General features: G+C 63.6%; 15 protein-coding genes. 8 read left to right on the forward strand and 7 right to left on the reverse strand.

Annotated elements, in window-relative coordinates:
• Positions 1-5: 5 nt before the first annotated feature.
• From AC1RT2_RS13235 to AC1RT2_RS13250, 4 genes are all read right to left on the reverse strand, one after another.
• Entirely contained in the window at positions 6-824 is an 819-nt protein-coding gene (locus AC1RT2_RS13235) for an ABC transporter permease (RefSeq protein ID WP_493102471.1), read from the reverse strand.
• The gene (locus AC1RT2_RS13240; RefSeq protein ID WP_493102473.1) at positions 824-1,552 is read right to left on the reverse strand and encodes an ABC transporter permease; all 729 of its coding nucleotides are present in this window, start codon (positions 1,550-1,552) and stop codon (positions 824-826) included. Before AC1RT2_RS13240 ends, AC1RT2_RS13235 begins: the two co-directional genes overlap by 1 nt.
• Positions 1,553-1,622: 70 nt before the next feature.
• Positions 1,623-2,402: a transporter substrate-binding domain-containing protein gene (locus AC1RT2_RS13245; protein WP_493102475.1), complete on the reverse strand. Its 780-nt coding sequence runs from the start codon at positions 2,400-2,402 to the stop codon at positions 1,623-1,625.
• A gap of 29 nt (positions 2,403-2,431) precedes the next feature.
• A complete protein-coding gene (locus AC1RT2_RS13250; protein ID WP_493102477.1) occupies positions 2,432-3,205 on the reverse strand; it encodes an ABC transporter ATP-binding protein in 774 nt (257 codons plus the stop codon).
• A 213-nt stretch (positions 3,206-3,418) separates the two neighbouring features.
• Between AC1RT2_RS13250 and AC1RT2_RS13255 the strand changes: the two genes are divergently transcribed.
• From AC1RT2_RS13255 to AC1RT2_RS13275, 5 genes are read left to right on the forward strand one after another with little or no spacing between them, the layout of a single operon-like run.
• Positions 3,419-4,297, forward strand: coding sequence for a dimethylarginine dimethylaminohydrolase family protein (locus AC1RT2_RS13255; RefSeq protein WP_069060083.1), 879 nt, complete (start codon positions 3,419-3,421; stop codon positions 4,295-4,297).
• A 23-nt stretch (positions 4,298-4,320) separates the two neighbouring features.
• The gene (locus AC1RT2_RS13260; RefSeq protein ID WP_069060084.1) at positions 4,321-4,959 is read left to right on the forward strand and encodes a TetR family transcriptional regulator C-terminal domain-containing protein; all 639 of its coding nucleotides are present in this window, start codon (positions 4,321-4,323) and stop codon (positions 4,957-4,959) included.
• 32 nt (positions 4,960-4,991) lie between these two features.
• A complete protein-coding gene (locus AC1RT2_RS13265; protein ID WP_493102480.1) occupies positions 4,992-6,182 on the forward strand; it encodes a pyridoxal phosphate-dependent aminotransferase in 1,191 nt (396 codons plus the stop codon).
• Positions 6,179-7,786 (forward strand): 5-guanidino-2-oxopentanoate decarboxylase, encoded by a 1,608-nt coding sequence (locus AC1RT2_RS13270; protein ID WP_493102482.1) that lies wholly within the window; start codon positions 6,179-6,181, stop codon positions 7,784-7,786. Before AC1RT2_RS13265 ends, AC1RT2_RS13270 begins: the two co-directional genes overlap by 4 nt.
• A 43-nt stretch (positions 7,787-7,829) precedes the next feature.
• Positions 7,830-8,879 carry a hypothetical protein gene (locus AC1RT2_RS13275; RefSeq protein ID WP_493102484.1) on the forward strand — a complete coding sequence of 350 codons (1,050 nt, stop codon included), beginning with the start codon at positions 7,830-7,832 and terminating at the stop codon, positions 8,877-8,879.
• 48 nt (positions 8,880-8,927) lie between these two features.
• Here the strand turns inward: AC1RT2_RS13275 and mscL are convergent, their stop codons facing one another.
• Complete coding sequence (mscL, locus tag AC1RT2_RS13280) at positions 8,928-9,368, reverse strand: large conductance mechanosensitive channel protein MscL (protein WP_493102485.1); 441 nt, start codon at positions 9,366-9,368, stop codon at positions 8,928-8,930.
• A 185-nt stretch (positions 9,369-9,553) separates the two neighbouring features.
• Between mscL and AC1RT2_RS13285 the strand changes: the two genes are divergently transcribed.
• On the forward strand, positions 9,554-13,054 hold the full coding sequence (locus AC1RT2_RS13285; protein ID WP_493102487.1) for a hybrid sensor histidine kinase/response regulator: 3,501 nt from the start codon (positions 9,554-9,556) through the stop codon (positions 13,052-13,054).
• A 5-nt stretch (positions 13,055-13,059) separates the two neighbouring features.
• Here AC1RT2_RS13285 and AC1RT2_RS13290 read toward each other — a convergent pair whose 3' ends face one another.
• Entirely contained in the window at positions 13,060-13,713 is a 654-nt protein-coding gene (locus AC1RT2_RS13290; RefSeq protein ID WP_493102489.1) for a response regulator, read from the reverse strand.
• A gap of 71 nt (positions 13,714-13,784) precedes the next feature.
• Positions 13,785-14,213 carry a hypothetical protein gene (locus tag AC1RT2_RS13295; RefSeq protein ID WP_493102491.1) on the reverse strand — a complete coding sequence of 143 codons (429 nt, stop codon included), beginning with the start codon at positions 14,211-14,213 and terminating at the stop codon, positions 13,785-13,787.
• A gap of 90 nt (positions 14,214-14,303) precedes the next feature.
• On the opposite strand from AC1RT2_RS13295, the gene AC1RT2_RS13300 reads away from it, so the two are divergent.
• Entirely contained in the window at positions 14,304-14,669 is a 366-nt protein-coding gene (locus AC1RT2_RS13300) for a DUF952 domain-containing protein (protein ID WP_493102923.1), read from the forward strand.
• Entirely contained in the window at positions 14,669-15,754 is a 1,086-nt protein-coding gene (locus tag AC1RT2_RS13305) for a quinone-dependent dihydroorotate dehydrogenase (protein WP_493102493.1), read from the forward strand. Before AC1RT2_RS13300 ends, AC1RT2_RS13305 begins: the two co-directional genes overlap by 1 nt.
• The last annotated feature ends 12 nt before the right edge of the window (positions 15,755-15,766 follow it).

The following is a 15,766-nucleotide window of genomic DNA, read 5'->3' on the forward strand; positions in this document are numbered from 1 at the left end:
CGTTTTCAGGCACCGCGTGTGGGAATTCTGCTTTCGAAATAGCGAAAGGCGACCACCAGGATAGCGGTCAGGCAGAGATAGATGAGAGCAAGCAGCAGCAGCGGCTCATAGGTGATGTAGGTTTCCTGCCGCACCTTGGAGATGACGGCATAGAGGTCGATGACGGTAATCGTCGCCACCAGCGGCGTGGCCTTCAGCTGCAGCACGGTTTCGCCGTTCAGCGTCGGCAGCGCACGGTGCACGGCGCGCGGCAGCCAGATGCGGCGGAAAACGGTGAAAGGGCTCATGCCATAGGCGCGAGCGGCTTCCAGCTCGCCGGGCGGCACACCGGCAAAGGCGCCACGCATCACCTCGCCCTCATAGGCGGCGAAGGACAGCGTCAGCGCCGCCACACCATAGGGCCAGGCCTCGCGCAGATAGGGCCAGAGAAAGGAACTGCGGATTCCCGGAAACTGCGGAAAGAGAGAGCCGAGGCCGTAATAGAGCAGCCAGAGCTGGAGCAGCAGCGGTGTGCCGCGGATGATCGTGCAGAAAACGCGGGCCAGCACCTTCAGCGGCCAGGGGCCGGTCACCTGCACCAGCCCGATCGGCACGGCGAGGAAGAAGCCGAGGATCGAGGTGCTGAAAAGCATCAGCAAGGTCACACCGACGCCGTGGACAAGGCGACCAGAATATTTCGGCACCCAGTCCCAGCGCATGAACCAGACGATACAGAAGACGAGAAGGGCCGCGATCGCCATCAGCACGATGCGATGCGGCTTGAACATGCTCGCCTTCGTCGGCAGTTCGGTCAGCGCGAGGGCGGAAATGGTCGGGTCACTCATCAGGCGGTCCTCGCCATGCCACGCCGATAGTGGCGCTCGATGAAGCCGATCAGCACGTTGGAGACCAGGGTGATCATCAGGTAGAGCACGCCGGCCGCGCAGAAGAACAGCAGATAGGCCTTGGTGCTGCCCGCCGCCTGGCGCGTCACCAGCGTCAATTCGCTGAAGCCGACGACAGCAAGCAGTGCCGTATCCTTGGTGGCGATCAGCCAGAGATTGGAGAGGCCGGGAATGGCATGCGGCAGCATGGCCGGCAGCGTGATGCGGCGCATGATCTGCGTTGGCGACATGCCATAGGCGCGCGCCGCTTCCATCTGCCCCGCCGGCACCGCCTTGATCGCGCCGCGCAGCACCTCCGTCGAATAGGCGCCCTGCACGACGCCGATGACGAAGATACCGGCCGCAAGGCCGCTGATATCGACCGGGCCGAAGCCGACCAGTGCGGAAAGCTGGTTCAGCACATCCGTGCCGGCATAATAGAGAATGAGGATCAGCACGAGTTCCGGCACCGCGCGCACCAGAGTCGTGTAGACCTCGAGCAGGTCCTTGGTGACCGGGCCGCCGTAAAGCTTGCCCATGGCGCCGCCGGTGCCGAGAATCAGGCCGAGCGTGTAACCGCCGACAGCAATCTGGAGCGATTGCCAAAGCCCCGCCAGCATGACCCCGCCCCAGCCGGGTGGGTCGAAGGCAAGCAGGCTCCAGTTGATCAGCGATCCGGCATCGGCCATAGGGTCTCGTGTCCGTTCGAGGGGAACTGCCGGCGACGTGCGCCGCCGGCATCAGGCACAAGGCAGGCGATCAGCCGCCGTAGATGTCGAAGTCGAAATACTTCTTCGAGAACGTGTCATAGGTGCCGTTGGCGCGGATCGCCTTGATCGCCGCGTTGATCTTGTCCTTCAGCTCCGTCTCGCCCTTGCGCAGGCCGACGCCGACGCCGAGACCGAGGATTTCCGGATCATCCTTCACGGTGCCCTTGAGGTCGCAGCACGCGCCCTGCTCCGTTTTGGTGAAGTCGGTGAGAGCGATGGAATCCGCCTGCACGGCATCGATACGGCCGGCGGCGAGGTCGTTGTTGGCCTCGTCCTGCGTCTGGTATTCCTTCACCGTCACGCCGGCGGGCGCGAAATACTTGTTGGCATAGACCTGGTGGATGGTCGCCACCTGCACGCCGAGCGTCTTGCCGGCAAGGCCTTCCGGCGTCGCATCGAACTTCACGTCCTTGGCGCCGATGATGCCCGGAGGCGAGTTGTAGTATTTGTCGGAAAAGTCGATCGTCTGCTGGCGTTCCGCCGTGATCGACATGGAGCCGATGATCATGTCGATCTTGTTGGTGGTGAGCGCCGGGATGATACCGTCCCAGGCGACCGGTGTCACGACGCAGTCGAGCTTCGCTTCGGCGCAGATCGCCTTCATGAAGTCCACTTCCCAACCTTGCCAGTTGCCGGAGGCGTCCGGCGAGGTGAAGGGCGGATAGGGCTCGGCGGCAAAACCGACGCGAACCTGCTGGGCCGCCGCACCCGAGACGGCAGCAAGGCCGATCGCGGCGGCAAGGGCGATTGTCTTCAAGGCACTCTTCATGATTTTCCCTCTGTTGGTTTTTTTGGGTCTCAGTGAATGGAGCTGATGAACTTCTTCAGCCGCTCCGATTTCGGCGTTCCGAACAGTTCGTCCGGCGGGCCCTGTTCCTCGATGACGCCGTTCGCGAGAAAGACGACGTGGCTCGCGACATTGCGGGCAAACTTCATTTCGTGGGTGACGAGGATCATCGTGCGCTTCTCCTTGGCGAGGTCGCCGATGACGGAGAGCACCTCGCCGACCAGTTCCGGATCGAGCGCGGAGGTCGGTTCGTCGAAAAGCATGACATGGGGCTGGATGGCGAGCGCCCGGGCGATTGCGGCGCGCTGCTGCTGGCCGCCGGAGAGAAAGGCGGGATAGGCGTCGCGCTTCTCATGGAGCCCGACACGGCGCAGCAGCGTCTCGGCCCGGGCGATTGCCTCGTCCTTCCTGATGCCGAGAACATGCACCGGCGCCTCGATGACGTTTTCGAGGATGGTCATGTGCTGCCAGAGATTGAAGCTTTGGAACACCATGCCGAGGCGGGAGCGCAGGCGCTGCACCTGCTTGCGGTCCGATGGCATCATGCCGCCATGGCCGTCCGCCTTCATGGCGATCGTCTCGCCATGGATGGTCACCGAGCCGGCGCTCGGCAGTTCCAGCATGTTGATACAGCGCAGAAATGTCGACTTGCCGGAACCCGAACCGCCGATGATGGCAATGACGTCGCCTTCATGCGCGGTGAGCGAAACCCCCTTGAGAACTTCAAGCGGCCCGAAGCGCTTGTGCAGGTCCCGGACCGCGATTGCCTCGGCACGTTCCGTCATCGTGGAGAGGTCTCCAGCGCACGGAAAATCGATGCATGGATCATGCCAAACTTCCCCCGTTTTCAGCGTTCCCGCGGGCATCTTCGGCCCGTCGTGTCGTCTTGTTGAAAGCATCGTGGCACTTGTTAAGAAATTATTCAAGCGTATAATAGGCCAATCGCTGACTTTTCCGGCAGCGCCCGCCCATGATCCATTTTCCAGCAGGAGCATTGAATGACCGCCTACGGTTCGCAGGAAATGTCGGCCCCCCTGATGCGCGTTCTCATGCGCCGCCCAGGCGCAAGCCTTAAGGCCGCCGATCCCGCCAAGTGGCACTATGGCCCGACCTTCGATGGCGCGCGCGCCGTTCACCAGTACAAGGCCTTCGCCGACCTGGTCGAAAAGTCCGGCAGCGAGATCATCTGGCTGGAGGATGAGGGCGATGGTCTCGCCGACGCCATGTTCACCCATGATCCGTCGCTGATGTCGGACTATGGCGCGATCCTCTTGCGCATGGGCAAGCCGCTGCGCGTCGCCGAGACCGCCCTGCACGAAAAGGCCTATGCCGAGCGCCAGATCCCGATCCTCGGGCGCATCGAGGGCGACGGCACGGTGGAAGGCGGCGATTGCATCTGGCTCGACGCCAAGACGCTGGTCATCGGCCGCGGCGTGCGCACCAACCAGGAAGGCATCGACCAGATCTCGAAAATCCTCGCGCCGCATGGCGTCACGGTACTTGCCTATGACCTGCCGCTCTGGCACGGCGAGGAAGCCTGCCTGCACCTGATGAGCGTGATGAGCCCGCTTGCCGACGATCTGGCGCTGGTCTTCGCACCGCTTCTGCCGGCCGCTTTCTACCAGCTGCTCAAGAAGCGCGGTATCCGCCTCATCGAGGCGCCGGCCGACGAATTCCATGCCAGCAACGGCCTGTCGCTAAACGTGTTGCCGACCCGGCCTTACGAGGTCATCATGGTGGAAGGTTTCCCGGCCACCAAAGCGGCGATGGAAGCGGCCGGCTGCACGGTCCAGACCTTCGAGGCCGACGCGCTCTGCATCGCCTGCGAGGGCGGCCCGACCTGCCTGACGCGACCGGTGCTGCGCCGCGCCGCCTGAGGCACCAACGAACGAGGGGGACCATGGCCCGCCGAACCTTCCACCGCGCCCCCGAGGCCGAACGCCGCCACGACCTGATCGAGGCGACGCTCGACTGCATCGCCGAATATGGCCTGCAGGGCGCGACGGTCCGGCAGATCGCCATCAAGGCGGGCGTCACGGCGGGGCTTATCCGGCATTATTTCCAGTCCAAGGAGCATATCCTCCAGGAGGCCTATCGCCTCGTCATCGCGCGGCTGACCGAAAAGGCCGAGCGGGTGACGGGCGATCCGGAAACGCGGCTGCGCGACTTCATCGTCATCAACCTGACGGAACCGGTCGCCAACAGCCGCAGCCTCTCGCTGTGGGCCTCGTTCATTAGCCGGGTCAGCGTCGATCCCGAACTCGCCGCGATCCACCGCGAAGGCTATCTGAGCTTTCGCGAAACGCTGGAAAGCCTGCTCGCCGATTTCCTCGCCGCCCGCGGCGAGGATGCCTCGCCGGAGCGCTGCCGAACGCTCGCCATCGCGGTCAACGGACTGCTCGATGGTCTGTGGCTGGAGGGTTGCCTCGCCGGCGAACTTTTCGGGGAAAGCGAACTTGTCGAGATCGCGCTGACATCCATCGAGGCGATTGTCGGAATACGTCTCAAGCCGGTCGACGCCGCGGGCGCCGATCGCTAAACCACACCCAAAATGAAATGCAGAGGACGGCCATGCGCTACGCATCCATCACAGACCGGCTTGCCAATCTTGGCTCAGAAAAATGGGCCATCCATGCCGAAGCCCGGCGGATGAAGAAAGAAGGCAAGGCCGTCATCGAACTCACCATCGGCGAGCCGGACGTGGCCCCTGACCCGATGCTGCTGAACGAAGCCGTACGCGCCATGCATGCCGGCCGCCACCGCTATTCCAACGGCCGGGGAGAGCCCTCCGTCGTGGATGCCCTTGTGCGGAAATACCGCAAGCGCCGCAGCGATGTGACGGCCGAAAACGTGCTGTGCTTCCCGGGAACCCAGACCGCTCTCTTTGCCGTCATGCTCGGCCTCGTCGAAGCGGGCGATGCCGTGCTCGTCGGCGATCCGCTTTATGCCACCTATGAAGGCGTCATCCGCTCCACCGGTGCGGACCGCATTGCCGTGCCGCTGCGCCCGGAAAACGGTTTTCACATGAAGGCCGCCGACCTTGAAGCCGCGATCACGCCGCAATGCCGCGTGCTGCTGCTCAACACACCGCACAACCCGACCGGTGCGGTGCTGAGCGCTGAAGAAATCGCCGAGATCGGCGCTGTCTGCCGCAAGCACGATCTCTGGATCGTCTGCGACGAGGTCTATGAACAGCTCGTCTTCGGCGCCACCTTCGCCTCGCCCTTTGACAATCCGGACCTCGCCGAGCGCACCATCGTCGTCTCCTCCATCTCGAAATCCCACGCCGCGCCGGGCTTCCGCAGCGGCTGGGCGATCGGGCCGGCCGAATTCTGCACCCGGCTGCTCTCGGTTTCCGAAACCATGCTGTTCGGTGGCCAACCCTTCATCGCCGACATGACAGCCTATGCGCTCGACAACCCGATCGCCACCGCCGCCACGATGCGCCGGACCTACCAGGCGCGCGCCACCCGGTTCGTCACGGCGCTCGCCAAGGCCCCCGGTCTGTTGCCGCTGCCGCCGGAAGCCGGCATGTTCATCGTCGTCGATGTCGCAGGAACCGGCTTGAGCGGCGAGGACTTCGCCTGGGCCCTGCTGCGCGAGGAACTGGTCGCCGTCATGCCGGGGTCGTCCTTCGGCGATGCGGCGGAAGACTATATCCGCCTGAGCCTGACCGTACCCGACGATCATATCGACGAGGCCTGCCGACGCATCGCTGCGCTCGCCGCCCGATCGGCAAGCCCCAAGGAGCGCCGTGCATGACCACGAAAACCGTAGGCGAAGTTCTCGTCGACCTGCTCGAAGCCAATGGCGTCGAGGTCGTGTTCGGCATTCCGGGTGTGCATACGGTCGAGCTCTATCGCGGGCTCGCCGCCTCGAAGATCCGCCACATCACGCCGCGCCACGAGCAGGGCGCCGGCTTCATGGCGGACGGTTACGCCCGTGTTTCCGGCAAGCCGGGCGTCGCCCTCGTCATCACCGGCCCCGGCCTCACCAACACCATCACGGCGATGGCACAGGCGCGGCAGGATTCCGTGCCGATGCTGGTCATCTCAGGCGTCAACCGGCGCGATTCGCTGGGTCACGGTCGCGGCCTGCTGCATGAACTGCCGGACCAGCAGGGCATGATGAAGACGCTGGCCCTCTACTCCCACACGCTGCTCAACCCCGCCGACCTGCCGCTTGTCGTGGAACGCGCCTTCGCGGTGCTGCTCTCCGGTCGCCCAGGCCCCGTGCATATCGAAATACCGACCGACGTGATGGCAAAACTAATCGAGACCGGCAGCTTCCCGGCTACCGTCGCGACCCGCCCGCGCGCCGATGCGGAAACGCTTCAGCGTGCCGCGATCCTCTGCACCAATGCCTCCCGCCCCGTCATTCTAGCGGGTGGCGGCGCGATCACGGCGGAAGAGGAAATTCGCGAACTCGCCGAACGGATCGGCGCACCGGTGGTCACCACAGTCAATGGCCGCGGCCTGCTTGGCGGCCATCCGCTGCGCATTCCGGCAAGCCCCAGCCTCAAGGCCGTGCGGCGGCTACTCTCCGATGCCGATCTCGTTGTCGCCTTCGGCACCGAATTCGGCCCGACCGACTACGACATCAATGTCGATGGCGGCTTTCCGCGCCTCAAGACGCTGATCCGCATCGATATCGACGCGGCCCAGCTCGCCCGCACGCCACAGTCCGGCCTGTCGATCTTCTCCAGCGCCAAGACGGCAGCGGCCGGCATGCTGGGTTTCCTGGAAGGCCACAAGCCGATCAGCAACGGTGCAGCACGCGCCGAGACTGTACGCAAAAATGCCTGGAACGAGTTGACTCCGAAGATGCAGACGGAAGTGCGCATCATCGATGCGATCTGGAAGACGCTCCCGAAGGCGATCATCGTTGGCGATTCCACGCAGGCCGTCTATGCCGGCAACTACTATTGCGATGCGCCGCGCGCGCGCAGCTGGTTCAATGCCGCGACGGGTTACGGCGCACTCGGCTTCGCGCCGCCGGCGGCCGTCGGCGCGGCACTTGCCGAACCCGATGCGCCGATCATCTGCCTGGTCGGCGATGGCGGCCTGCAATTCTCCCTGTCGGAAATCGGCTCGGCAGTGGATGCGGATGCCCGTGTCGTCTTCCTCGTCTGGAACAATGACGGCTACCAGGAAATCGAGAATTTCATGGTCGATGCCGGCATCACGCCGGAGGGCGTAAAACCCTCGGCGCCGGATTTCATCGCCATCGGCACCGCTTACGGCCTGCCCTCCGAACGCCTCGCCGACGTGCGCGATCTCCCGGCGTCACTGGAGCGGGCCGCGGCCCGAACGGGTCCGAGCCTCGTCGAAATCCACCAGACGAAAACAATCGGAGCGACGGCGTAATCTGCCCTCCTCCATGGACGGCAGCAGTGGGCAGCCGCCGTCCATGCGAGAGGACATGAACTCCTCAGGAGTGATCCGTGAAGGCGGGAAACCCTGTTGGTGGGTTCATCTGCGCCTTTGCAAACCGTGTTTTATTTGTCATGGATGCGGCACTGTCTGCCGCCCAACCGCGCGCGCGGTGATCGAAAGCAAGTCGGATACAGGGTTGGCCAACCAGTACACGTTTCCAGGACCCGTCTATCAACGGCTGCCGCCCGGCATGCGGCCGCCAGCGCCGGCGCTTGTCCGGCGTTTTCTCGACTGGATACCGGTGCATGATTTTCTGGCGGCGAAGTTCGGCTTTACCAGCCGCTTCAATCGAACCGTCGCGCACCTTGCCACGGAGGGCGGATCGGGGCTTTCCACCGCGCAGAGCCACTTCCATTTCGGCGATGCCCTGTTCCTGACGATCAATCCGAAAATTGTGCGCACGCGGCTGCGTGACAACTTTCTCGACCGCAATCGTCCACGGTGGATCGGCCGACATTTTCTCGATGGCGGCGACTGGAGACCGATCCTGCAGCCGATCGACAGATCCTTCTCCCATGGCGAGATCGTGGAAATCTGCCAGCTGCGGCGGCGTTTTCGCGAAGGTCGTCACTACCGTCACTACGCCGGCAGTATCAACAACGGCGTTGCGGTGCAGCGAAATCGCGTGGCTATCGATACGGTCGTCAAGCTGGACAGCTACTTCGAGTACTATCTCGCCCTTATCGAGAACATCGAGGAGAACGGGATCGTGTCGCGTGGCGATCTTGGCCTGAAGGACCAGACCGGGCAATGGCACCGCTGGACACGTTCGCTGTGGCAGGATCTGGCCGAACGCGATATCGGCGTTGCGATCAATGCCAGCGGGCGCCTTGTGCGCCACACGAGCGGCAAGCACCGCATGGCGGCAGCACTTGCCCTCGGCATCGATAGTGTTCCCGTCGAAATCCGCCTCGTTCACGCCGGCTGGTTGCTGCGGCGGTCCGAGCGCCTGGGACTTTCTCCGGAAGAAGCCCTGCTTGCAACAATCGAACGTGCCCGCCTGAAGGGCTGGGTGATAAAATAAAAGGCCCGACGAGCCGGGCCTTTCGTTCGAAGACAGGAGAGCAGCGCCTCAGACGGCTGGACGGCTCTTCAGCAAATCGCGAATTTCGGTGAGAAGCAGCACGTCTTCCGGCGGCGGTGCAGGTTCGGCGGCACCGGCAGCCTTTTCCTTCTCGAGCGACGCGCGCATGCGGTTCACACCCTTGATCATCAGGAAGATGATCCAGGCGAGGATCAGGAAGTTGATCAGGACGGTGATGAAGCTGCCATAGGCAAAGACCGCACCCTGTTCGCGAGCCGCCGCAAGCGACGTCGCCGTCACATTGCCCGACAGCGCAATGAAGTAGTTGGAAAAGTCGAAACCGCCGCCCGTCAGAGCACCGACAATCGGCATGACGAGGTCGTTGACGACCGATTCGACGATCTTGCTGAAGGCTGCACCAATGATGACACCCACGGCGAGGTCCATAACATTACCGCGGGCGATGAACGCCTTGAACTCATTGAGCATACGGGTCTCCTTTTGCTGCGACGCAGAAGCAACCTAGTTTAGTTTTTCGCGTTAGGAAACTGCGATCCATCAATATTTAGGGGTTTACACAGGGCGACTTTCACCCCCGACCTTAGCTGCAATTTCCTTCCGCAACGCTTTCGCCTATTCTGCCGAAAGACGGCCGAAGGACTGCGGGGGGAAGCATGCCGGGCTCACTGATATTCGCCTTGGCGCTCGCCTATCTGCTCCTGCTCTTCGCGGTAGCAAGTTACGGCGACCGGAAGGCCAAACGCGCCGGGCACACGTCGAAGGGCCGGCCGCTCGTCTATGCCTTGAGCCTGGCCATCTACTGCACCTCCTGGACCTATTTCGGCGGAGTCGGTCTCGCCACCACACATGGCCTTGAGTTTCTCGGCATCTATATCGGCCCGATCGTGATGTTCACGCTCGGCATGCCGCTCCTCCGCCGCATCGTCACGCTCGCCAAATCCGAACGCCTCACCTCGATTGCCGATTTCGTCGCCGCGCGCTACGGCAAGAATCCCGGCGTCGCCGCTGTCGTCGCCCTCATTTCGCTGATCGGCTACATTCCCTATATCGCGCTGCAATTGAAGGCGGTCTCCAGCTCCGTCTCGGCCATGGTCGACACGACGGGCTTCGGCATCGCCGCCTCGGGCGGGCTCATCGATCTACCACTCGTCGTGACGTTGTTCCTTGCCTGCTTCGCCATCGTCTTCGGCACACGCCACACCGACGCGACCGAGCACCAGGACGGTCTTATCCTCGCCATCTCGATGGAATCGCTGGTCAAGCTCATCGCCATCGCCTCGGTCGGCCTCTACGTCATCTATGTGATGTTCGACGGACCGGGCGACCTGTGGCAGCGCGCATCCGAAAACGAACGCATGATGCAGGCGCTGTCCTATGAGACGCCGATCGCGCGCTGGATCCTGCTGATCACGCTCTCCGCGTTCGCTATCGTCATGCTGCCGCGCCAGTTTCACGTCACGGTGGTGGAAAACCGCACGGCCGGCGAATTGCGCACAGCCGGCATTCTCTTTCCGCTTTATCTGATCGCCATCAACCTCTTCGTGCTGCCTGTCGCCATCGGTGGCGTGCTGACCTTCAACGGCACGGGCGATCCCGACCTTTACGTGCTGACCCTGCCCTTCGCGCTCGACCAGCCGCTATTGACGCTCATCGCCTTCATCGGCGGCTTCTCCGCCGCCACCGCCATGGTCATCGTCGCATCGGTGGCGCTTTCCATCATGGTGTCGAACGACATCGTCATTCCGGTGGTGCTGCGCCGCAACCTCATCGGCGGCGTCGAGCAGCAGGACGATCTTTCACGCATCCTGCTGCGCATCCGGCGCCTTGCCATCTTTTTCGTGCTGCTGCTCGGCTATGCCTACTATCGCGCGGCGACGGCGAATGCGGGGCTTGCCTCGATGGGCCTCCTGGCCTTTGCCGCCGTAGCGCAGGTGGCGCCTGCACTGCTCGGCGGCCTGTTCTGGCGCAATGCCAATGCGCGCGGCGCCATGGCCGGCATGATCTGCGGCCTCGTCATCTGGGCCTATCTGCTCTTCCTGCCGAGCATCGGCGTCGCGGACAATGCCTATGTCGCCGAAACCGTGCTCGGCTTCCTGTTTCCCGGCTCCACCATCTTTACCGGTGAGGCAGCCGATCCGCTGGTCAACGCGACGCTGCTTTCCATGATGGTCAATATCGGCGCCTATGTGATCGGCTCGCTGACGCGCAATCCGACCTCGCTGGAGCGCCTGCAGGCCGGCACCTTCATCCGCTCGAAACCACGCCTCGAACGCGCCTTTCGTGGTCGCCGCACGAAAGTGACCGTGCGCGACCTCAAGAGTACCATCGCCAAATATCTCGGGGAGGAGCGCATGCAGCGCTCCTTCCACACCTATGAGCGACAGGTCGGCCGCTGGCTGGAGGACAATGCGCCGGCGGATGCCGCCATCGTGCATTTTTCCGAACAGTTGCTCGGCAGCGCCATCGGCTCCTCTTCCGCTCGCCTCGTGCTCTCACTCGTGCTTCAGCGCATCGACGACACGCCGACGGATACGGACTGGCTGCTCGACCAGGCCAGCGAAGCCCTGCAGTACAATCAGGACATGCTGCAGACGGCACTTGGCCAGATGGACCAGGGCATCGCCGTCTTCGACAGCGCCGGCAACCTCACCGTCTGGAACCGCCGCTTCCGCCATCTGCTCGATTTGCCGGAATATGTCGGCCAGGTCGGCTTTCCGCTCTCCGATATCGTCGAAATCCTCGTGGAGCGCGGCGATATTGCGGATACCGATCGCGAGGCGGCGATCACCCGCACCATGACGTTTGACGAGCCTTTCGCGCTGGTGCTGGGCGGCGGCGAGCGCATCGTCGAAATCCGCACCAACGCCATGCCGGAAAAGGGTTTTGTTTCCACCTATACCGACATCACCGATCGGGTGGCCGCCGACCGGGCGCTAAAACAGGTCAACGAAACGCTGGAGCAGCGTGTCGCGCAGCGCACCGTCGAGCTTACCCGCGTCAACACCGAACTTGCCGAGGCCCGCGCGGCGGCAGAAGAGGCCAATATTGGCAAGACGCGTTTCTTCGCCGCTGCCGGCCACGACATTCTCCAGCCGCTCAACGCGGCGCGCCTCTACTCGTCCACGCTCGTGGAGCGGCTCGGCGAGACGGAGAACCGCGAGATGATCCACAACATCGATTCCTCGCTGGAATCGGTGGAAGCCATCCTCGGCGCAGTGCTCGATATTTCCCGCCTCGACACGGGCGCGATGAAGCCGCGCGTGCAGACGGTCCCGCTCAAGGATCTCCTGAAGCGCATCGAGACCGACTTCGCGCCGATGGCGCGCGCAAAGAACCTCAAGTTCACCGTGCTTCCGTCCTCGCTTGCCATCCGCACGGACCCGAACCTGCTGCGCCGTGTCGTGCAGAACCTGGTCTCCAACGCCATCAAATACACCAATTCCGGCAAGGTGCTGGTCGGTGTGCGGCGCAAGGGCGGCCATGCCATCATCCAGGTGCTCGATTCCGGCATCGGCATTCCTGCCTCGAAATTCCGCACCGTCTTCAAGGAGTTCGCCCGTCTCGACGAGGGCGCGCGCACCGCACCCGGCCTCGGGCTCGGCCTTTCGATCGTCGACCGCATCTCGCGCGTGCTGTCCCACCCGGTCGAACTGCAATCGACGCCCGGCCGTGGTACCAGTTTCAAGGTGCGCGCGCCGATCGACGCCGCCGCCAGCCGCCACGTGGCCGACAAACCCGCGGAGGTGCCGGCGAGCGACGAGCCGTTGAAGGGCCTGCGGGTGCTGTGCATCGACAACGAACCAAAAATCCTCGACGGCATGCGGCTGTTGCTCTCCGGCTGGGGCTGCACGGTCACGCTGGCCGAATCAATGGCGGCGGTCGAGGCGATGGTTGCGGGTGGCGCCCCCCCAGTCGATGCCGTCATTGCCGACTATCACCTCGGCGACGGCACCGGCATCGCGGCGATCGGGAAATTGCGCGCGGCGCGCGGCCGCGAGGTGCCGGCCCTGCTCGTCACCGCCGACCGCACACCAGATGTGCGCGCCGAAGCCGAACGCGACAATATCATCGTGCAGAACAAGCCCGTCCGCCCCGCCTCCATGCGGGCCTGGCTGACACAGCTTTCAACGATGCAGCGCGAGGCCGCGGAGTAGTCGAATCAGGCGGCCGCCTGTGCGGCGCCGATCTTGCCGAGCTGGATAACCGCCTGGGTGCGGCTGTCGACATTGAGTTTCAAGAGAATTGCCGAGACATGCGCCTTGATGGTCGCCTCGGAGACGCCGAGTTCGTAGGCGATCTGCTTGTTGAGCAGGCCCTCGGCGAGCATGGCAAGCACGCGGGACTGCTGCGGGGTCAACGTGCGCAGCCGCGCGATGAGGTCTGCCACCTCGCTGTCCTGCTCCGGCCCGCGTACATAGCCGCCGGGCGTATAGATATTGCCCTCCAGCACTCGGCTGATGCCTTCACGGATGTCCTCGATGGAGGCCGATTTGGAGATGAATCCGGACGCGCCGAGATCGAGCGCCCGGCGGATGGTGGCCGGATCGTCGCTTGCCGAAACGATGACGACCGGCAGGCTCTGGAACTCCGCCCTCAGCGAGATGAGGCCGGAAAGGCCGCTGACACCCGGCATGGCGAGGTCAAGCAGCAGCAGGTCGGCATTGGAATTGGCCTCGGCGGCCTTGCGCGCCGCCTCGAAATCCCCCGCCTCGACGATATCGGGATTGCCATCCATTCCGGTCAGCGCCTGTTTCAGCGCGCCGCGGAACAGCGGATGGTCATCCGCGATGATGATCGTGAGTGCCGATGCCATGCGCTCCCTCCCAAGAGTATATGGACCTCGTGACGGAGGCAGCACGGTCTCAGCCGGCGCGGAATACTCCGTCAGGTCTTCTGCGGGATCGTGTCTTTCCCGGGGGCGGTTTCCTCCTCGCCGTCCTCCAGGTTTTTCACGATGCCCATGAACCTTTGCATCATCTTTTCCATGATGCTCATCGTCCGGTCAATCTCTTCATCCGTCGGTAGTGCGGGTTTTGCATCGGTCAGTGCGGTTGCACCGCCTTTTTCCAAAGCTTCGACACGCTTGGTGAGCAGATCGAGTTCCTTCTCGAAGGCGGCACGCTCGTCTGCGGCCATCCGGCAGACGATCTGGCCATCCCGCTCGCGGCACAGCGAAACCTCGCCCGTCGCGGTGTCGAGACGGACAAAGCCGCCTTCGGTCTTGTCCATGCGATAGCGTCCCTCGCCCTCGGCCTGGGCAGAGCCCGCCAGGAAGGCAGCAATGACGATCAGGGGCAGAGCGTGAATTCGCATGCAAAATCCTCCAAGAGCCGGTTTCCGGGCCTGTCGCCGGTGGACATTCGCCGTTCTTTGCGGCAAGCGCTACCGTTGAATGCGGTAGCCATGGGAGAAACGGGCGAGATGGCCAAAACAATCTACAAGATCGTTCCGGCAAGTCTGTGGCAAAAAGCCAGGGAGACCGGAATTTTCGAGGGCGCCGCAATCGACCTGACCGATGGTTTCATCCATTTCTCCACCGCCCCGCAGGCGAAGGAAACCGCCGCCCGCCATTTCGCCGGCCAGAACGATCTCCTCCTCGTCGCCGTCGACGGAGAATCCCTCGGCGAAAAACTCGTCTACGAGACGTCACGCGGCGGTGATCTCTTCCCCCATCTTTATGGCGTCCTGCCGCTGTCCGCCGTACTCTGGGAAAAGCCCCTGCCGCTTGGCTCCGACGGCACCCACCAGTTTCCGGAGATGTCCCTCTGATGTCGCTGCTTTCGACGCTTGGCCGCAAGGGCCTCTTCCTCTTCGACCCGGAAACCGCGCACGGCATGTCGATCGCCGCGCTGAAGACCGGCATCGTACCGGCCTGCCCGGCAAAGCCCGATCCACGCCTTGCACAGACCATTGCCGGCCTCACATTTCCCAACCCGCTCGGCCTGGCCGCGGGATACGACAAGAATGCCGAGGTGCCGGAAGCGCTGCTGCGTCTCGGCTTCGGCTTCACGGAAATCGGCACGGTGACGCCGCGCGCCCAGGAGGGCAATCCGAAGCCGCGCATCTTCCGCCTCGTGGAGGACGACGCCGTCATCAACCGCCTCGGCTTCAACAATGCCGGCCATGCGGCAGCCCTCGAACGGCTGAAGGCCTGCCGGCGCGATGCGCTGATCGGCGTCAATATCGGCGCCAACAAGGACAGCACAGATCGCATCGCGGACTATGTTGCGGGCATCCGCACCTTCTACGACGTCGCCCGCTATTTCACCGCCAACATTTCCTCGCCTAACACACCGGGCCTGCGCGACCTTCAGGCAAAAGACAGTCTCCATGCGCTGTTGTCCGCCGTTCTGGCTGCCCGTGCGGAGGAGGCGGCCCGCAGTGGTCGCCATGTGCCGATCTTCCTGAAGATCGCACCGGATTTGACGGAAGAAGGCCTCGACGACATCGCCGAAGTGGCACTTGCCCATCCGCTCGACGGCCTCATCGTCTCCAACACGACGCTGTCGCGTGCCGGCCTTCGCAATACGAGCCATGCCGGCGAGGCGGGCGGCCTTTCCGGCAAGCCGCTGTTTGAAAAATCGACGATCGTGCTCGCCAAGATGCGCAGGCGCGTCGGCGAGAGCCTGCCGATCATCGGTGTCGGCGGCGTTTCCTCGGCCGAGACGGCAGCGGAAAAGATCCGCGCCGGTGCGAACCTCGTGCAGCTCTATTCCTGCATGGTCTATGCAGGCCCGACCTTGCCGGGCGAGATCGTGAGCGGCTTATCGCGCCTTTGTGATCGCGAGCAGATCGCCTCGATTTCCGTGCTTCGCGGCACGCGCTCCGCCCATTGGGCGGACCGTCCCCTCTGATCCCACGGGAAC

This window comes from Shinella sp. GW821-FHT11G07 (assembly GCF_058808115.1).